Origin of the sequence: Neorhizobium sp. LjRoot104 (assembly GCF_964253725.1) — a bacterium.
Classification (GTDB): Bacteria; Pseudomonadota; Alphaproteobacteria; order Rhizobiales; family Rhizobiaceae; genus Neorhizobium.
Genome location: NZ_CAXURS020000001.1, coordinates 1272287 through 1289705 on the forward strand (window position 1 = coordinate 1272287; position 17419 = coordinate 1289705).

General features: G+C 62.3%; 21 protein-coding genes and 1 tRNA gene. 18 read left to right on the top strand and 4 right to left on the bottom strand.

Annotated features, from left to right (window positions below):
- The first annotated feature begins 80 nt into the window (after positions 1-80).
- The 11 genes from nagZ to ACSQ8R_RS06510 all read left to right on the top strand — a co-directional run bounded on the left by nagZ (position 81) and on the right by ACSQ8R_RS06510 (position 9401).
- Positions 81-1097: a beta-N-acetylhexosaminidase gene (nagZ, locus tag ACSQ8R_RS06460; RefSeq protein ID WP_436252595.1), complete on the top strand. Its 1017-nt coding sequence runs from the start codon at positions 81-83 to the stop codon at positions 1095-1097.
- A 27-nt stretch (positions 1098-1124) separates the two neighbouring features.
- Positions 1125-1976: a segregation and condensation protein A gene (locus ACSQ8R_RS06465; protein ID WP_436252596.1), complete on the top strand. Its 852-nt coding sequence runs from the start codon at positions 1125-1127 to the stop codon at positions 1974-1976.
- Positions 1977-2002: 26 nt separating this feature from the next.
- Positions 2003-2689 (top strand): SMC-Scp complex subunit ScpB, encoded by a 687-nt coding sequence (scpB, locus tag ACSQ8R_RS06470; protein WP_436255395.1) that lies wholly within the window; start codon positions 2003-2005, stop codon positions 2687-2689.
- Positions 2690-2835: 146 nt separating this feature from the next.
- Entirely contained in the window at positions 2836-3057 is a 222-nt protein-coding gene (locus tag ACSQ8R_RS06475; protein ID WP_436252597.1) for a hypothetical protein, read from the top strand.
- 41 nt (positions 3058-3098) lie between these two features.
- Entirely contained in the window at positions 3099-3323 is a 225-nt protein-coding gene (locus ACSQ8R_RS06480; protein WP_436252598.1) for a twin-arginine translocase TatA/TatE family subunit, read from the top strand.
- Between the two features lie 33 nt (positions 3324-3356).
- On the top strand, positions 3357-4058 hold the full coding sequence (gene tatB, locus ACSQ8R_RS06485) for a Sec-independent protein translocase protein TatB (protein ID WP_436252599.1): 702 nt from the start codon (positions 3357-3359) through the stop codon (positions 4056-4058).
- The gene (gene tatC, locus ACSQ8R_RS06490) at positions 4055-4879 is read left to right on the top strand and encodes a twin-arginine translocase subunit TatC (RefSeq protein WP_436252600.1); all 825 of its coding nucleotides are present in this window, start codon (positions 4055-4057) and stop codon (positions 4877-4879) included. The genes tatB and tatC overlap by 4 nt, the downstream gene beginning before the upstream one ends.
- 55 nt (positions 4880-4934) lie before the next feature.
- Positions 4935-6218, top strand: a complete 1284-nt coding sequence (gene serS / locus ACSQ8R_RS06495; protein ID WP_436252601.1) for a serine--tRNA ligase — start codon at positions 4935-4937, stop codon at positions 6216-6218.
- Positions 6218-6988: a 5'/3'-nucleotidase SurE gene (surE, locus tag ACSQ8R_RS06500; protein ID WP_436252602.1), complete on the top strand. Its 771-nt coding sequence runs from the start codon at positions 6218-6220 to the stop codon at positions 6986-6988. The genes serS and surE overlap by 1 nt, the downstream gene beginning before the upstream one ends.
- 8 nt (positions 6989-6996) lie before the next feature.
- On the top strand, positions 6997-7635 hold the full coding sequence (locus ACSQ8R_RS06505) for a protein-L-isoaspartate(D-aspartate) O-methyltransferase (protein ID WP_436252603.1): 639 nt from the start codon (positions 6997-6999) through the stop codon (positions 7633-7635).
- Positions 7636-7784: 149 nt separating this feature from the next.
- Entirely contained in the window at positions 7785-9401 is a 1617-nt protein-coding gene (locus tag ACSQ8R_RS06510) for a peptidoglycan DD-metalloendopeptidase family protein (RefSeq protein ID WP_436252604.1), read from the top strand.
- A 74-nt stretch (positions 9402-9475) separates the two neighbouring features.
- Here ACSQ8R_RS06510 and ACSQ8R_RS06515 read toward each other — a convergent pair whose 3' ends face one another.
- On the bottom strand, positions 9476-10348 hold the full coding sequence (locus ACSQ8R_RS06515) for an ATP-binding protein (protein ID WP_436252605.1): 873 nt from the start codon (positions 10346-10348) through the stop codon (positions 9476-9478).
- A gap of 196 nt (positions 10349-10544) precedes the next feature.
- Here ACSQ8R_RS06515 and yajC point away from each other — a divergent pair, with 196 nt between their 5' ends.
- The 4 genes from yajC (at position 10545) to ACSQ8R_RS06535 (ending at position 12825) form a co-directional block, all read left to right on the top strand.
- Positions 10545-10913 carry a preprotein translocase subunit YajC gene (yajC, locus tag ACSQ8R_RS06520; protein WP_007754668.1) on the top strand — a complete coding sequence of 123 codons (369 nt, stop codon included), beginning with the start codon at positions 10545-10547 and terminating at the stop codon, positions 10911-10913.
- A 96-nt stretch (positions 10914-11009) separates the two neighbouring features.
- Positions 11010-11396 (top strand): Mth938-like domain-containing protein, encoded by a 387-nt coding sequence (locus tag ACSQ8R_RS06525; protein WP_436252606.1) that lies wholly within the window; start codon positions 11010-11012, stop codon positions 11394-11396.
- A gap of 3 nt (positions 11397-11399) precedes the next feature.
- A complete protein-coding gene (locus ACSQ8R_RS06530; RefSeq protein WP_436252607.1) occupies positions 11400-12254 on the top strand; it encodes a phytoene/squalene synthase family protein in 855 nt (284 codons plus the stop codon).
- Between the two features lie 118 nt (positions 12255-12372).
- Positions 12373-12825: a hypothetical protein gene (locus ACSQ8R_RS06535; protein ID WP_436255396.1), complete on the top strand. Its 453-nt coding sequence runs from the start codon at positions 12373-12375 to the stop codon at positions 12823-12825.
- On the opposite strand, the gene trmFO is transcribed toward ACSQ8R_RS06535, so the two are convergent.
- From trmFO to ACSQ8R_RS06550, 3 genes are all read right to left on the bottom strand, one after another.
- On the bottom strand, positions 12803-14224 hold the full coding sequence (gene trmFO / locus ACSQ8R_RS06540; RefSeq protein ID WP_436252608.1) for a methylenetetrahydrofolate--tRNA-(uracil(54)-C(5))-methyltransferase (FADH(2)-oxidizing) TrmFO: 1422 nt from the start codon (positions 14222-14224) through the stop codon (positions 12803-12805). The two genes, ACSQ8R_RS06535 and trmFO, sit on opposite strands and share 23 nt — an antisense overlap.
- Positions 14225-14371: 147 nt before the next feature.
- A complete protein-coding gene (locus ACSQ8R_RS06545) occupies positions 14372-14515 on the bottom strand; it encodes a DUF1127 domain-containing protein (RefSeq protein ID WP_007762204.1) in 144 nt (47 codons plus the stop codon).
- 250 nt (positions 14516-14765) lie between these two features.
- On the bottom strand, positions 14766-14912 hold the full coding sequence (locus ACSQ8R_RS06550; protein WP_065814416.1) for a DUF1127 domain-containing protein: 147 nt from the start codon (positions 14910-14912) through the stop codon (positions 14766-14768).
- 520 nt (positions 14913-15432) lie between these two features.
- On the opposite strand from ACSQ8R_RS06550, the gene ACSQ8R_RS06555 reads away from it, so the two are divergent.
- From ACSQ8R_RS06555 to tig, 3 genes are all read left to right on the top strand, one after another.
- Positions 15433-15639 (top strand): hypothetical protein, encoded by a 207-nt coding sequence (locus ACSQ8R_RS06555; protein WP_436252609.1) that lies wholly within the window; start codon positions 15433-15435, stop codon positions 15637-15639.
- 3 nt (positions 15640-15642) lie between these two features.
- Positions 15643-15725: transfer RNA gene (locus ACSQ8R_RS06560), tRNA-Leu, on the top strand.
- 138 nt (positions 15726-15863) lie between these two features.
- Positions 15864-17360 (top strand): trigger factor, encoded by a 1497-nt coding sequence (gene tig, locus ACSQ8R_RS06565; protein WP_436252610.1) that lies wholly within the window; start codon positions 15864-15866, stop codon positions 17358-17360.
- The last annotated feature ends 59 nt before the right edge of the window (positions 17361-17419 follow it).

A 17419-nucleotide genomic window follows, 5' to 3' on the forward strand; every position in this document is an offset into this window, starting at 1 on the left:
GGGCTGAAAAGCGAAGAAATCGGACGGGGCGCCTCGGCGCCCCGTTTTTCGTTGGGCGTTCCATGATCTAAGGTCGAGCCATGAGCGAATCAAAAGCAATGATCCTGGGCTCCAGCGGCCCGACCCTCACCACCGACGAAGTGGCGCTATACCGGAACGAGCGGCCCTGGGGCTTCATCCTCTTCGCCCGCAATTGCGTCGAGCCGTCGCAGATTGCCGATCTCGTCGCCGGCATGCGCGATAGTATCGGCCGGCCGGATGCGCCGGTGCTGATCGACCAGGAGGGCGGCCGCGTCCAGCGCATCCGTCCGCCGATGATCGAGCGGTATCCGTCGGCCGCCGTGCTCGGGGAGCTTTACCGCCGGGATCGCGAAAAGGGCCTGCGGGCAACCTGGCTGATGTCGCGCCTGCATGCCTTCGACCTCATGAAATTCGGCATCAATGTCGATTGCCTGCCCGTGCTCGATGTGCCGATCGAAGGGGCAAGCAACGTCATCGGCGATCGCGCCTACGGTTTCGATCCGAAGACGGTTGCCGAAATGGGGCAGGCTGCCACCGACGGTCTCAAGGCGGGCGGCATGCTGCCGGTGATGAAGCACATGCCGGGCCACGGGCGCGGAATGGCCGACAGCCATCACGAACTGCCGGTGGTCACCGTCTCGCGCGCAGAACTCGAAGCGCACGACTTCCTGCCCTTTGTCGCCATGAAGGACGAGCTGATGGCGATGAGCGCGCATATCGTCTTTACGGCCATCGACCCTGATGAGCCGGCGACCATTTCCCGCAAGGTGATCGACGAGATCATCCGTGGCCATATCGGTTTCGACGGGCTGCTGATGTCCGACGACACGTCGATGAATGCGCTGAAGGGCACGATCGGTGAGCGTGCGGCAAGAATCGTTGGGGGCGGCTGCGATATTGTCTTGCATTGCAACGGCGTCATGGACGAAATGAAGGCCGTCGTGAAGGAAGCGATCCCGCTTGCCGGCGAGGCGCTGCGGCGTGCAAAGGCGGTGGAAGCCGCCTTCGGCCCGGGCGACGGCTTGAGCGAAGAGGCGGTACGCGCGGAATTCCACGGTCTTCTCGCCGTCTCCTGACGGCGGTCGACAGCAAGAGGTTGGGGAATGGCAACGACGACACCGCAGAACGCCATTCCGATGGACAAGTTGTGGCAGGATGCCGGCGCCGAACGTGCGACGGACGATCCAGCACTTGTCATCGATGTCAGCGGTTTCGAAGGTCCGCTCGACCTGCTGCTTCATCTGGCCCGCACCCAGAAGGTCGATCTCGCCCGCATTTCGGTTCTGGCACTGGTCGAGCAATATCTGTTGTTCATCGACAGCGCTCGGCGGGTCCGCATCGAGCTTGCCGCCGATTATCTCGTCATGGCCGCCTGGCTCGCCTATCTCAAATCGAAGCTGCTCATTCCGCAGCAGGCCAAGGGCGACGACGGCCCGAGCGGCGAGGAACTGGCCGCAACGCTCGCTTTCCGCCTGAAACGCCTTGAGGCGATGCGGGAGTCGGCGACCCGGCTGGTCAACCGCAACCGGCTCGGCCGCGACGTCTTTGCCCGTGGGGCGCCGGAGCATATCCCGCATCGCGTCGAATCCGCCTATGACGCGACGCTCTACGACCTTCTCTCGGCTTATGCGAACCTGCGCCAGCGCACGGCGGTCACCCAGGTGACGATCGAGAGGCGCAAGGTCTGGTCGCTGGTCGATGCCCGCGAGCTGCTGACCCGCATGCTCGGCGAGATCGTCGACTGGACGGCGCTACAGCACTATCTCTTGCCCTATCTGCCGCCGGAGGACCGGGTCACGGCGACCGCCAGTGCCTTTGCCGCGTCGCTCGAACTGGTGCGCGAAGGCAAGCTCGAAATCCGCCAGGACGGCGCCTTCCAGCCGATCTTTCTGCGCAAGGGAACCGGGCCACAGCTGCCCGCCCTGCCGCAGCCCGCCAAGGGAGGCGTCGATTGACGCCGCCAGAAGACGACGATCTTCCGATCGATGCGGAAGAAGAGGCGGAGATTCCATCCTTCTCGTCGGCGGAAGTCGAGCGGATCGCAGAAGCGCTGGTCTTCGCCTCCGCCGAGCCGGTCTCTGAGGCGTTTCTGGCCGAACGCCTGCCGCGCGGCACCGATGTCAATGCCGTCATGCTACGGCTGATGGATGTCTACGCGCCCCGCGGGGTCAACCTGATTCGCAGCGGCGACCGCTGGGCCTTCCGCACCGCCGCCGATCTCTCCTTCGTCATCCACAAGGAAGACAACGAGACGAAGAAGCTGTCACGCGCCGCACTCGAAGTGCTGGCCATCATCGCCTATCATCAGCCCGTCACCCGCGCCGAAATCGAGGAGATCCGCGGCGTCCAGACGTCCAGGGGTACGCTGGATGTACTGATGGAAGCTGGCTGGGTCCGTTTCCGCGGCCGCCGCCGCACTCCGGGACGACCGGTGACGCTTGGCACGACGCCCGATTTCCTCGACCACTTCGGCCTGGAAGAACTGCGCGATCTCCCTGGTCTCGAAGAATTGAAGGGCGCAGGTTTGCTTTCCGGCCGCATCCCGCCGGGCTTTGCGATACCCGTCCCGATCAATGCGGACGATCTTTCCGAGGACGAGGACCCGATCACGCAACTTGACCTCGAGGAACTTGGCCTCCTGACGCCGGGCGGCGAAGCGGAGGAATGACCAGCCGAAGCGATTACGGCCCTGGAGCGCGTCGGTCTGCCGCACCATGCGCAAAACGCCCGTATGCGCTCTCTTCTGGCGGCAGGCAGCGATATTGCAAGCCCTTGTCCGGCCTCGTTTCTCGGCTAAAGGACACGATCCGACCGATGCTGGGCGATGCCGGCCTAGCGCTGGAAAGCGGGCAGATCGCGGGGCGCATCCTGCCGACACGGTTCCTCGGCGGCGTCGGGTTCCTGATGCTCGTGGTTCGCGGCGCCGGTCAGCAGGGTCTTGGCGGGATCCGGGTCGACAAATTGTCGCCCAGGGTTAAGGACGTCTCGATAACGGTGTCCATCGGCGACATTTTGGTGTTTGAAAAAGCATCATAAAGAGCTTACATCGATGAAACGGTACTAATGGAGTTGGACTTATGGGTTCTTTCAGTGTGTGGCATTGGCTGATCGTTCTGGTCATCGTGCTTGTCCTCTTTGGACGCGGCAAGATTCCGGAACTGATGGGCGATTTCGCCAAGGGCATCAAGAGCTTCAAGAAGGGCATGAGCGACGAGGACGCCCCCGAGGCGAACGGCGCGACGACCACGACGAAGACCGTTGATCTCAAGGCTGAAGAGGCCAAGGATACCACTCGGTCGTAATGTCCGAGTGGAGGGTTCCAGGAGCCTCGTTGAATGTTAGATATCGGCTGGACCGAGCTTCTCGTCATCGCGATCGTGTTGATCGTCGTGGTTGGTCCGAAGGATTTGCCGCCCATGCTCAGGGCCTTTGGCAAGATGACGACCAATCTGCGCAAGATGGCCGGGGAATTCCGCGCGCAATTCGATGAAGCGCTGAAGGAGTCGGAACTCGACGACGTGCGCAAGACGATTTCCGATGCGCAGCGGCTGAACCCGACAAATGCGCTGAGGGATGCGATCAACCCGCTCCGGCAGATGGGGCAGGAAATCCGCGCCGATCTGCAGAAGGCGACGCAGATGCCGACGCCGGCTGTCGCCGAGACCGATATCGAGGCCCGGCAGGCTGTCGAGGGCACGTCGCCCGTCGACACGGCTCCCGAGATCCCCGCCAACTTCCCGTCGGCAGCACCTTCATCCTCGACACCTGTCCCGGCTCCGGCCCAGTCCGCGCCTGCTTCACCTGAGGCGGCGGCAATCGTCGCAGAAAAGCCGAAGCCGGTCCGCAAGACTGCCGCAAGGGTAAAACCCGTCGTCGAGACCGCCGCGGCTCCGGTCGCCATCGTCGAAAAACCGAAGCGTGCCCGCGCGGCGGCGAAACCGGCCCCGGCCGCCCAGGCAGTGGATGAGGCGATCGTCAAGGCCCCGGTGCGCAAGCGCACGCCGAAAAAGACCGATAGCCCGAAGGACGACGCATGAGCGGTGACATCGAAGACAAGCCGCAGCCGCTCATCGAGCATCTGATGGAACTGCGCACCCGGCTGATGTGGTCGATCGGCGCCTTTTTCGTCGCCTTCGTCGTCTGCTTCTTCTTCGCCAAGCAGCTCTTCAACCTGCTTGTCGTTCCCTACAAATGGGCGGTTCTCTGGGCCCACCTCGATCTTGCCAAGTCCGAGCTGATCTATACCGCGCCGCAGGAATTCTTCTTCACCCAGGTGAAGGTGGCGATGTTCGGCGCGCTGGTGATCGCCTTCCCGGTGATCGCCTCGCAGATCTACAAGTTCGTGGCGCCTGGCCTCTATAAAAACGAGCGGGCAGCTTTCCTGCCGTTCCTGGTGGCTTCGCCGGTCCTCTTCCTGATGGGCGCCGCGCTGGTCTATTTCTTCTTCACTCCCATGGTCATGTGGTTCTTCCTTGCCATGCAGCAGGCGCCGACCGAAGGTGAAGTCGGTATTTCGCTCCTGCCGCGGGTTTCGGAATATCTGAGCCTGATCATGACGCTCGTCCTCTCCTTCGGCCTGGTGTTCCAGCTTCCGGTGGTCACCACGCTGCTCGCCCGCGTCGGCATCCTGTCCAGCGACTGGCTGCGGGAGAAGCGCAAATACGCGATCGTGCTGGCCTTCGTGGTCGCGGCCGTGCTGACCCCGCCCGATCCGATGTCCCAGATCGGTCTTGCACTGCCGACCATCCTTCTCTACGAGATTTCCATCTACGCCGCACGACTCGTCGAGCGCAAACGTGCCGAGGAAAAGCTTTCGGAGCAGGAACCTTCGGATGTTGCGGAGACGGACAAGGCTTGAAACCATCCGGCCTGCTTTGCGAGTCCGCGGCGTTCCGCTCTAAAGGCAAGGCAAGATGCTCGATATCAAGTGGATCCGTGAAAACGAAGGGGCTTTGGATGCGGCGCTGAACAAGCGCGGTGCGGAGCCCATGGCGGCAACCCTTCTGGCGCTGGACGACAAGCGCCGTTCCGTCATCCAGAAACTTCAGGACATGCAGTCCCGCCGCAACGCCGCCTCCAAGGAGATCGGCATTGCGCTCGGGCAGAAGAATTCCGAGCTTGCCGAAAAGCTGAAGGCCGAAGTCGCCACCATCAAGGAGACGATGCCGGTTGCCGAGCAGGAAGAGCGCGACGCAGTCGCCGCCCTCGAAGACGCCCTGTCGCGCATCCCGAACATACCGTTTGACGACGTTCCGGTCGGCAAGGACGAGCACGACAACGTCGTCAAGCACATGGTCGGCGAAAAGCCGCGCTGGAACCATGCGGCGCGCGAGCATTACGAGATCGGCGAAGCGCTCGGGATGATGGATTTCGAGCGCGCCACGAAGCTTTCAGGCTCGCGTTTCACAGTCCTGACCGGCCAGCTCGCCAGGCTTGAACGGGCGCTCGGCCAGTTCATGATCAACATGCACACGACCGAGCATGGATATACGGAAGTCTCTTCGCCGCTGATGGTGAAGGGCGATGCCATGTACGGTACCGGCCAGCTGCCGAAGTTCGAGGAAGACCTGTTCAAGACGACGGACGGCCGTTACCTGATCCCGACGGCGGAAGTGACGCTCACCAACCTTGTTTCCGGCGAAATACTGGAACAGGAAAAGCTGCCGCTGCGCTTCACGGCGCTGACCCCGTCCTTCCGCTCGGAAGCCGGCTCCGCCGGTCGCGATACCCGCGGCATGCTGCGCCAGCACCAGTTCTGGAAGTGCGAACTCGTGTCGATCACCGACCAGGAATCGTCGATCGCCGAGCACGAGCGGATGACCGAATGCGCCGAGAACATGCTGAAGCGTCTCGGCCTGCATTTCCGCACCATGACGCTCTGCACCGGCGACATGGGGTTCGGCGCGCGCAAGACCTATGACATCGAGGTCTGGCTCCCCGGCCAGGATACCTACCGCGAAATCTCTTCCTGCTCGGTCTGCGGCGATTTCCAGGGGCGCCGCATGAATGCGCGTTATCGCGCCAAGGACGACAAGACGCTGAAGTTCGTTCACACGCTGAACGGCTCGGGTGTGGCGGTCGGCCGCTGCCTGATCGCCGTCATGGAAAATTACCTGAACGAGGACGGTTCGGTCACAATTCCGGACGCGCTCCTGCCGTATATGGGTGGCCTGACCAAGATCGAGCGGGCGGCCTGATGCGGATACTCCTGACCAATGATGACGGCATTCACGCCGAGGGCCTCGCCGTTCTCGAGCGTATCGCCCGCAAACTTTCGGACGACGTCTGGATCGTTGCGCCGGAGACCGACCAGAGTGGCCTCGCGCATTCGCTGACGCTCTCCGAGCCGCTGCGTCTTCGCAAGGTGGGCGACAAGCATTTCGCGTTGCGCGGCACGCCGACCGATTGCGTCATCATGGGCATCCGCGAGATCCTGCCTGAAAAACCGGACCTGGTGCTCTCGGGCGTCAACGACGGCGCCAACATGGCCGATGACGTCACTTATTCGGGCACCATCGCCGGCGCCATCGAAGGGACGCTCCAAGGCGTGCGCTCTTTCGCCCTGAGCCAGGCTGTACGCCGCGAGAACGGCCGTTATGCGCCGTGGGAAGTCGCTGAATCCTACGCACCGGACCTCATCCGCAAGCTGATCGACGTGGACCTGCCGGACGGTACCTTCCTCAACCTGAACTTCCCGAACTGCGAACCCGCCGATGTGCAGGGTGTTGAAGTGACATCGCAGGGCAAGCTCGATTTCGGCCTGACGATCGACGCCCGCAATGACGGGCGCGGTCTGCCCTATTACTGGCTGCGATTCGGCGAACGGAAGGGCCATTTCCGCGACGGCACCGACATCCAGGCCGTCAAGGAAAACAAGATCTCCGTAACACCCTTGAAGCTGGACCTGACCGATCATTCGGTTCAGGATCGCGTGGCGAAAGTACTGGGATTCGGAGCTGCCGATTGAAATCGGGCATGGTCGAAAAAGAGGGTTTTGCGGCGCTCGTGCTGCGCCTCAGGTCGGAAGGCATTTCCGACCTCGATCTGCTGACCGCCGTTGAGCAGACGCCGCGCTCGCAGTTCGTGCCGCCATCGCTTGCCGAGGACGCCTATTCCAGCCGTACCGTGCCGATCGATTGCGGTTCCTTCATGGAAGGCGCCGATCTCGCCGTGCGCCTGCTGCATCGCCTTCAGGTCAAGCCCGGACATCGGGTGCTCGAAATCGGCACGGGCAGCGGCTTCACCGCCGCCGTCATCGCCCGCATCGCCGAGCGGGTGCTGACCGTCGAGCGATACCGCACCCTTGTCACCGCCGCCCAGAGCCGCATGGATGCGCTGGGACTGCGCAATGTCGTCGTGCGCCAGGCCGACGGAGGCAACGGCATGCCGGGCGAGGGCACGTTCGACCGCATTTTCGTCACGGCGGCCTTCTCGACGCTGCCGCGATTCTATGCCGAGCAGCTCACCCATGGCGGGTCGATGGTCGCCCCCCTGATGGACGGCGACGCCTGCATCATGGTGCGCCTGACCAAGACCGGCAGCCGATTCGAGCGCGAGGATCTGTTTGCGGTGCCTTTTCTGCCGATCGTCCCGCATATCGCGGCGGCGCTTTAGGCCGTTTTGTTCCATGGCTTTACGGCGTTTCGGCCGTCATGGTTATCAATTTCCCTAAAATTTTAGGAGAATGTCTGCCCTTTAACGGTGCAGTAAGACTAACGCGTTTTAATGACTCTCACGATGGTTGCGTATCTGTAGGTCGAGTCATGCGTATGAAGAGTTCTCCGAAATTCGGAAAATCTGTAATCAAATTTGCCGTCGCGGCGCTGCTCGCCAGTGCTGCGACCGGGTGCAGTTCGGACGCAACGCGTTTCTCGGGGCTCTTTTCGAAATCCGACAATATAACGACGGCGTCCATACCGCAGCGACAGGGTGGTGGGGGCTATGGCCGCGCACCCACGCCGCAGGCTGATCTCGGTTCGGGGCAGGCTCAGGCTCTGCCGCCCATTCCGCGGAACGACTACGGTTCGCGCAATACCGCCATGGCGCAGCCTTATCCCGGCAACTCCGGTGGATATACCTCGCCGGCGCGCACCGCATCCGCTCCAGTCGCCGTTCAGCGCTCGGAACTCGCCGCTCCGACCGGCGCCACGGCGCAGCGTAACGCCGCTCCTCTGGGTCGCGATCCGGCGACCCGCCAGGAGGCGCTCGCCCAGCCGTTCCCGGGCCGTCAGCCGGCTGCTCACACGCTGGTCGCTCCATCCGCGTCTACGCTGAAGGCCGACAACGTCGTCACCGGCACGACCGCAAAGCCGATGTCCGGCTGGTCCACGGTCAACGCACCGAAGGTGACGCTGCGGCCCGGCGAAACGGTCTCGACCCTTTCCAAGCGCTACGGCGTTCCGGAAAAGGAAATCCTCAAGGCAAACGGCGGCGCCGTTGCCCCCGGCCAGTCCGTCCTCATCCCGACCTTCGGCACGGCGCAGAATTCCGCCAAGAATGCCGCCGGCTCGATCGACCTCCAGAACAAGGCTCCGGCACCGGCCCGCGAACCCGAGCAGAAACTCGCCGTCCTGCCGACCCCGGCACGCGACAAGGCGATGGCCGAACCCGCCAAGCTGACGCCTCCGGGCGGCAAGCCGGTCGGCGGCACCTATGTGGTCAAGCCGGGCGACACGATCAACAAGATCGCCCGCGAGACCGGCACGCCGATCGACCAGCTGAAGGCTGCCAACAACCTGACAACGGGCGTCCGGATCGGCCAGACGCTCAAGGTCGCGAACGGTACTGCGGCTCCAGTCGCTGATCCGGTCAAGACCGCGTCGATTCCGCAGAAGCCGGTCGAAAAGGCCGCAGCCGCGGCCCCGAAGCCAGCCGCCTCCGCACCTGCTCAGGTCGCCCAGGTGTCTGTGGCACCGGCCGCAGCCAAGGCGGCTGTCGACAGCGCATCGGTCGCCGACGTCGAGAAGAAGTCGGACGTCGCCTCCGTGGCGCCGCAGTCGACCGGCATCGGCAAGTATCGCTGGCCGGTCAACGGTGCGGTCATCGCCGGTTACGGCCAGAACGTCGACGGCAACCGCAACGACGGCATCGACATCTCGGTGCCGGAAGGCACGCCGATCAAGGCTGCCGAAAACGGTGTGGTCATCTATGCGGGCAACGGCCTGAAGCAACTCGGCAATACGGTTCTCGTCCGTCACGACGACGGCAAGGTCACCGTCTACGGCCATGCCGGCAGCATCAACGTCACGCGCGGGCAGAAGATCACCCGCGGCCAGACGGTCGCCTCGTCCGGCATGAGCGGCGACGCCAAGCGCCCGCAGGTCCACTTCGAAGTCCGCAAGGACGCGACCCCGGTCAACCCGATTACCTTCCTTGAATAAGTAGTGCGTTTCAGGGGACGGAGAAAAGCCCGGCAGTGCCGGGCTTTTTGCGTTCTCAGCGCTTTTCTTGGGTTTCAATCTCGGGAGAGCGGCTTCCGCAGCCGCCCGGCGAGATCCTGGATATATTGCCAGGCGACGCGGCCCGAACGCCCGCCGCGGGTCGTCGCCCATTCGAGCGCCCCGTGATGCAGCACGTCCCGTTCGAGGCCGAGATCAAAATGTTCGGCATAGCCATCGATCATCGTCAGATAGTCGTCCTGGCTGCATTTGTGGAAGCCGAGCCACAGGCCGAACCGATCCGACAGCGACACTTTTTCCTCGACCGCCTCGGACGGATTGATCGCCGTCGACTGCTCGTTCTCCATCATGTGACGCGGCAGGAGGTGGCGGCGGTTGGAGGTCGCGTAGAACAGAACATTGTCCGGCCGGCCTTCGATGCCGCCGTCGAGTGCCGCCTTCAGCGACTTGTAGGCGGTGTCGTCATGATCGAAGGAGAGGTCGTCGCAGAACACGATGACGCGCTGGCCGGAGGCTTTCAGGATATCGAGCAGGGCAGGCAGCGAGGCGATATCCTCGCGATGCACCTCGATAAGCTTCAGCGAGATGCCGGTCGCGGCGCGCACGTCCTCGTGCACGGCCTTCACCAGCGAGGACTTGCCCATGCCGCGGGCGCCCCAGAGCAGCACGTTGTTGGCCGCAAAACCTTCCGCAAACCGCAGCGTGTTTTCATGCAGGATGTCGCGCACGTGGTCGACGCCGCGGATCAGCGTCAGGGCCACGCGGTTCGGACGCGGCACCGGCTGCAGGCGCTGGTTGGCCGGTACCCAGACGAAGCAGTCGGCGGCGTTCCAGTCGTTGACGGCGGGTGGGGGACCGGCGAGCCGCTCCAGTGCATCCGCAAGCCTGCGGACCTCGTTCAGGATCAGGGTGTTGAAGTCTTCGCTCATGGTGTTTCTCCAGTCGCATCGGCCAGTTCTTGAGCCTTTTCGCTGCGGTAACACGCTCGTTTGTGCATCAAAAGCCTGAGAGCCGTGGATTCGGTACGCCGGACGGCGTGTTTCTGTTGCATTCCGGCTTATCGCAACTATATTCCGGCGGCTTGTAACGGGGGCCTAGCGTCTCCGGTAATCTTAGGAGTTTTCGATGTTCATTACCGAAGCATTCGCCCAGGCCCCGGCCGCAGCACCGGGAGCCTCCGCGTTCGGCTCCGGCCTTGAGATGCTCTTCCTCTTCGCGCCGCTGATGGTTGTCTGGTACTTCTTCCTGATCCGTCCGCAGCGCGCCCAGGCCAAGAAGCGCCAGGAAACGCTGTCCAACGTCCGTCGCGGCGACCAGGTCGTTCTCGGCGGCGGCATCACCGGCAAGGTGACCAAGGTTATCGACGACGCCGAAGTGGAAGTCGAAATCGCCGAAGGCGTGAAGATCCGCGCCATGCGCGCCTATATCGCCGAAGTCCGCGTCAAGGGCGAGCCGGTCAAGACCGAACCGGCAAAGACGGGAACGGCTTCCTAAAGCTTCACAGAGACAGGGCCCTGTTTGCTACGGGGCTTTGGACTCACGGAGCCGGACCATCTCCGGCTCGCAACCTCTCGAGAAGGCATGTGACCCATGGCGAAAGGCATCGAAATCCGCGACGCCCATTTCCCCGGTCGTGCTCCGATCGATGCCTATGGCAATGGCGGTTTCCGGTTTGCCGACATGTCGCATCGAGGCTCGCTGCTCTGCCTTCCCTCGGGTATCCACGGCTGGGAGTTGCAGGAAGGCGAACCGCTGACGGTCGCTTCCCTGATGAAGGTGCTCGCCGAATCGGCTGAGATCGAAGTGCTGCTTGTCGGCATGGGCGCCAACCTGAAGCCCATTCCGCCTGACGTGAAGGCGGCGCTGAAGGCCAGGGGCATCGCCTCCGACCCGATGAGCACCGGGGCCGCGGTGCGCACTTTCAATATCATGCTGGCCGAATCGCGTGCCGTCGCGGCAGCTCTGGTCGCTGTCTGACGCATGGCCGATCCAGCCAGTCAAAACGGCGATATCTGCCTCGCGACGCTCCGCGATACCGACCGCGACCGTTATCTCGCCTGTCTTCTGTCGCCGCAGGACAAGCGCGGCGCGCTTGCGGCTATCTATGCCTTCAACGCCGAGATTGCCCGTGTCCGCGACGTGGTGCGAGAACCGCTTCCAGGCGAAATCCGCCTGCAATGGTGGCGCGACCTCTTGGAAGGCAGCGCCCTGGGCGACAGCACTGGTAACCCTATCGCGGCAGGCCTCCTCGAAGCGATCGAGAGCCACCGCCTGCCGCGCCAGACGCTCATCGACATGATCGAGGCGCGCATCTTCGATCTTTACGACGATCCGTTGACCGATCGGAACGCGCTCGAAGGTTATGCCGGCGAGACCGCATCGGCGCTCATCCAGATCGCGAGCCTGGTTCTCTCTCCCGCCGATGCGGCAAGATCTGCGGAGGCGGCAGGCCATGCGGGCGTCGCGCAGGCGATCGCCGGTTTCCTGCTCCTGATGCCGATCCATCGCCGGCGTCACCAGCTCTATCTGCCGCTCGATATTCTCTCGGCGACCGGGCTCGACCGTGATACATTTCTGCGTGGCGAGGACAAGCCGCGCATTTCGGCCGCGATAGAGGCCTTTGCCGGGCTTGGATTGGAGCATCTGGCCAAGGCGAGAAAATCCGGAACTATCCCGGCGGCGATCTTTCCGGCCTATCTGCCCGTCGCGCTTGCCGAACCGGTGCTGCGCCGCGCGGCGCGCGCCGGTGCCTCGGTACTCGATTCGACCCTGCAACTGCCGCAGTGGCGGCGCCAATTGCGGCTCATGAAGGCTTCCGTCACCCGGCGCTTTTGACGGACGCCAAATTCGCGCAAGGCTCGCCGGCTAAGCAGCGAGATAGCAATCCGGTGCCCTCGCAAGGAGAAATGGTGTGAGCCCCATCGTCGTCTGGTCGATCATCTTCGTGCTCCTCATGGCGCTTGCCTATTACATTACGCGGATGTCGGGCAAGGACCGGGACAAGGACGGCAACCTGCACGATACGGGCATGGCCATCCTCGAGTTCGGCCGCGCCTTTCCCAATGAAGCCATCCGCAGCCTGCATGTGACGGCCAATGGCGAGGCGATCTTCGTGCGTCTGCATGACAACAAGGCCGGCTTCATGCGCAGCCACCGCAACCACTACGCCTGCTTTCTGATCGAGCCCGGCCGGGTGCGGGTAACCCCTTTGCCCAACGCCAAGGGTTTCACTGTCGAGTTCCTCGACGCATCGTCACAGAACGGTACCTACCTCTTTTCGACGGAAAAGGAGGCGGCCGAAGTCGCCCTCTGGCTGCTCGACAACTATGTCAGTGTCGCCGATCGCGATATCGAGGAAAAGCCGGCGTCACCGGCCTCTGATATCAGCCCCGACCGAGCCAACTAGCGCAATCCTGAAGCGCGCGGGCGGAGAGCAACTGCCGCTTCATCACCGTCTTGTCCTTGCCACGGAAACGCTTGACGCCCTCCGGCTTGACGATCGAGCCCGGCTCCAGCTCCGGAAACAGCCCGAAATTGACGTTCATCGGCTGGAACGAGCGCTTGCCCGCCTCGTCTTCCGAAACCAGATGTCCACCGGTTATATGGCCGAGCAGCGAGCCCAGGGCGGTCGTCGCAGGCGGAGCCGGGAGCGTTTCGCCCTTGCGTTCGGCCGCCGCGAAGCGGCCGGCGAGGAGCCCGATCGCCGCACTTTCCACATAGCCCTCGCAGCCTGTGATCTGGCCGGCGAATCTGAGGCCCGGCCGGCTTTTCAGCGTCAGCGATTTGTCGAGCAGTACGGGCGAGTGGATATAGGTGTTGCGGTGCAGGCCGCCGAGCCTTGCAAACTCTGCGTTCTGGAGGCCGGGGATCATCCGGAAGATGTCGGCCTGAGCGCCGTATTTCAGCTTCGTCTGGAACCCGACCATGTTGTAGAGCGTGCCAAGCGCGTTGTCCTGCCTCAGCTGCACGACCGCATAGGCCTTGACAGTCGGGTTATGGGCATTGGTGAGGCCCATCGGTTTCATCGGCCCGTGGCGCAGCGTCTCGCGGCCGCGTTCTGCCATCACCTCGATCGGCAGGCAGCCGTCGAAATACGGCGTGCCTTCCCATTCCTTGAAACCGACGGTGTCGCCGGCGATCAGCGCATCGACGAAGGCGTTATACTGCGCTTCGTCCATCGGGCAGTTGATATAGTCCTTGCCGTTGCCGCCGGGGCCGACCTTGTCGTAGCGCGACTGGTACCAGCAGATATCCATGTCGATCGAATCACGGTGCACGATCGGCGCAATGGCGTCGAAGAAGGCGAGCTGATCCTCGCCCGTCTCCGCCTGGATGGCAGCCGCCAGCGCCGGCGAGGTGAGGGGGCCGGTGGCGATGATGGCCAGATCCCATTCCTTCGGCGGCAGGCCCTGGATCTCCTCGCGCACGACGGTGATCAGCGGATGTTTTCCGATCGCTTCGGTGACCGCATCGGAAAACCCGTCGCGATCGACGGCAAGCGCGCCACCGGCCGGCACCTGGTGTCTGTCGGCACATGCCATGATCAGTGAACCGGCGAGCCGCATCTCCGCATGGATGACGCCGACGGCGTTCGCCGTCGCATCGTCGGAGCGGAAGGAATTCGAGCAGACGAGCTCGGCAAGTCCGTCCGTCTTGTGGGCATCGGTGCCGCGCACGCCGCGCATCTCGTGGAGAATCACAGGCACGCCGGCCGAGGCGATCTGCCAGGCGGCCTCGGAACCTGCAAGGCCGCCGCCGACGACATGGATGGCAGGATAGGTAGGGGAGGAAGAAGTGTTGCTCATGGCCGGCTCATTATCACGGCATTTGCCGAACCGGAATCAAAAAGGCACCCGGGAAGGTGCCTTTGATACGTCCTTGGATGTCCTCTCGGACCGCTTTATCTCGCCGCAACAGCCTCATACCGTGCGGGTCCGCCTGCGAGCAGCGGATTAGCGGAAAGAGCGGGCCGCGATGTGGCGGATGTCGTAGCGGGTCAGACCGATGTCGCTGAGGGCCTGGCTCGAAAGATTTCCAAGCTCATTCATCGTACGGCGGTAGCTGATCCAGTTCTTGGCGATACGGATCGGGTTCATGGTTGTTTCCTCAAGATTTTCCTGATGCTCTGTCGTCATCAGCGATGAGGGTCTTATACATCCGCATAATAAGAATGTGCAGTGCAAAAAATGTGCGACTGCCATGCAAATGTGCAGGGGATTGCCGAATTTTACGGCTCAGTCCGAAAATCAGGCAGGTATTTTAGGTGTTAAATTTCCATGAACAAAAAGAAAAAGCGCCCCCCGAAGGGAGCGCTTTTGAAACGGTGCAGCGATGTCTGCGCGTGGCTTAGAAGCCGACGGCGGTCCGGGCAACGCGGCGGATGTCGGCGCGGCCGATGCCGAGGTCGCTGAGTTCACGGTCGCTCATGCGGCCGAGCTCGTTGACGGTTTCGCGGTACTTGCGCCAGGTGGTGAGCTTCTGTGCGATGTTCATGATCTTGTCCCTTTCTAGGCCCTTGCCAGCAGCCCGTTCGGCGCTGACTTCAATCTCATGACCGGTAATATATGCTGCGCTGCAAAAAGTAACAGCGCCTATTCGGTATGCCACCTATGCATTCGGCGCATTACGAGATCGTTTACCATGCAGAAGTGATGAAATATTGCGCGTGTTTTGAGCAGTTCGCGTGCTGCAGAACAAAAAATAACGCCCACCGGGGGAGGAGGTCCGGTGGGCGTCATTTGTAACGACTGGCGATTTGGGAGGAGGAGGATCGCCAGTCCCATCGAGCCAGCGCTGGGAGGAGGAGTGCGCGGCTCGAATTCCTGTCACGGGAAACTCCCCGAGGGCAGTTGTCGCATTCGCACGGGCGCCAAACCGTCCGAAGCAGAGAGATCGAAACCTTCCAATCAATCTCTGCATTTGCATGCTATGGGATTTCAGCGGTATTGTGCACTGCAATATCAGAATGGTTGATATGCGAACCGCGCATGACTTCCATCGCTGATACTCTGCAATGTACACATTAGAATTTAATAAAAAGTTAATGATCCGGTATTTCGGCGCCGCTCCAGCGGCCGGGTTGCATGCGAAATTGCCGCTTTCCCGGGCTTTTTTTGAACTGCCAAAAAAGCGTCATTTTCCCTTTGCGTGGGCTGAAACGGGTGATATAGAGACGCGCGCTCCGGAAGGCCTCAGCGCGAGGGTTTTCGACGCGGTTTGAAGCGCGGGTATGGCGGAATTGGTAGACGCATTGGTTTTAGGTACCAACGCTTCGGCGTGGGAGTTCGAGTCTCTCTACCCGCACCAGATGCTCACGATAGTGGCGCGAGCCGATCGGGAAGGTATCTGGTGAGCGCTTGCCGCGGCCGGTCAATAGATTCCGGCGTGTGCTCATTGAAACCAACGGCTGTCTGAGCACCGCCGCCACGATATGAAGGTATGAAAATGCAGGTTACCGAAACGCTCGCTGAAGGGCTGAAGCGCGAAATCAAGGTTGTTATTCCTCAGCGGGAAATGGAAGCGCAGCTGAACGTGCGCCTCGCCGACGCCAAGGACAAGGTCCGCATCAACGGTTTCCGTCCGGGCAAGGTGCCGCTCGCCCATCTGAAGAAGATGTACGGCAAGTCGATCATGGCGGATCTCGTCAACGAGATCGTTCGCGAGCGCCCGACCGAGATCCTCACCGACCGCGGCGAGAAGTCGGCGACCCAGCCGTCGGTTGCCATGACCGAGGACGAGAAAGAAGCCGAAAAGATCCTCAACGCCGAGGTCGATTTCGAATTCACGCTTTCCTACGAAGTCATTCCGGACATCGAACTGCAGCCGACCGATGGCCTTTCCGTCATTCGTGAAGTCGTCGAAGTCACCGAGGACGAAGTCAACGAGCAGATCGAGAAGATCGCCGAAAGCGCCCGCACCTTCGAGAGCAAGACCGGCAAGGCCGCCAACGGCGACCGCGTCACTATGAACTATCTCGGCAAGGTCGATGGCGTTGCCTTCGACGGCGGCACCGCCGAAGATGCCGAACTGGTTCTCGGCTCCGGCCGCTTCATCCCGGGCTTCGAAGACCAGCTCGTCGGCGTCAAGGCCGGTGAAGACAAGACCATCACCGTGACCTTCCCGGCCGAATATCCGGCAGCGAACCTTGCCGGCAAGGAAGCCACCTTCGACGTCACCGTCAAGGAAGTCGCAGCTCCCGCCGCTCTCGAGATCAACGACGAACTCGCCTCCAAGCTCGGCATCGAATCCGTCGATCGCCTGAAGGAGATCGTCCGCGGCCAGATCGAAAGCCAGTACGGCAACGTCACCCGCCAGAAGGTCAAGCGTCAGATCCTTGACCAGCTCGACGGCATGTACCAGTTCGACACCCCGCAGACCCTCGTCGACGCCGAGTTCGACAACATCTGGCGCCAGATCAACACCGACCTGCAGCAGTCCGGCAAGACCTTCGAAGACGAAGAAACGACCGAGGAAGATGCGCGCGTCGAGTATCGCAAGCTTGCCGAACGTCGCGTTCGTCTCGGCCTGGTTCTCTCCGAGATCGGCGAACAGGCCGGCGTCGAAGTGACCGAGGAAGAAATGCAGCGCGCCCTTTACGCGCAGCTCCAGCAGTTCCCGGGCCAGCAGAAGGAAATCCTCGATTTCTTCCGCAACACCCCTGGCGCTTCCGCTTCGCTGCGCGCGCCGATCTTCGAAGAGAAGGTCGTCGACAAGCTGCTCTCCGAGATCAAGGTCACCGACAAGACCGTGACCAAGGAAGAGCTGATGGCGGAAGACGAGGAAGGCTCGGAAGGCACTGAGAAGCCGGCCAAGAAGAAGGCCGCTCCGAAGAAGGCTGCGAAGGCCGAGGCTGCTGACGAGGCTGCCGAAGGCGAAGAAGCTGCCGCTCCGAAGAAGAAGGCTGCACCGAAGAAGAAGGCTGCTGAAGACAGCGCCGAATAAGCTTCGCATTGATTATGTAGAAAAGCCGGGTCGGCGACGACCCGGCTTTTTGTTGTCAT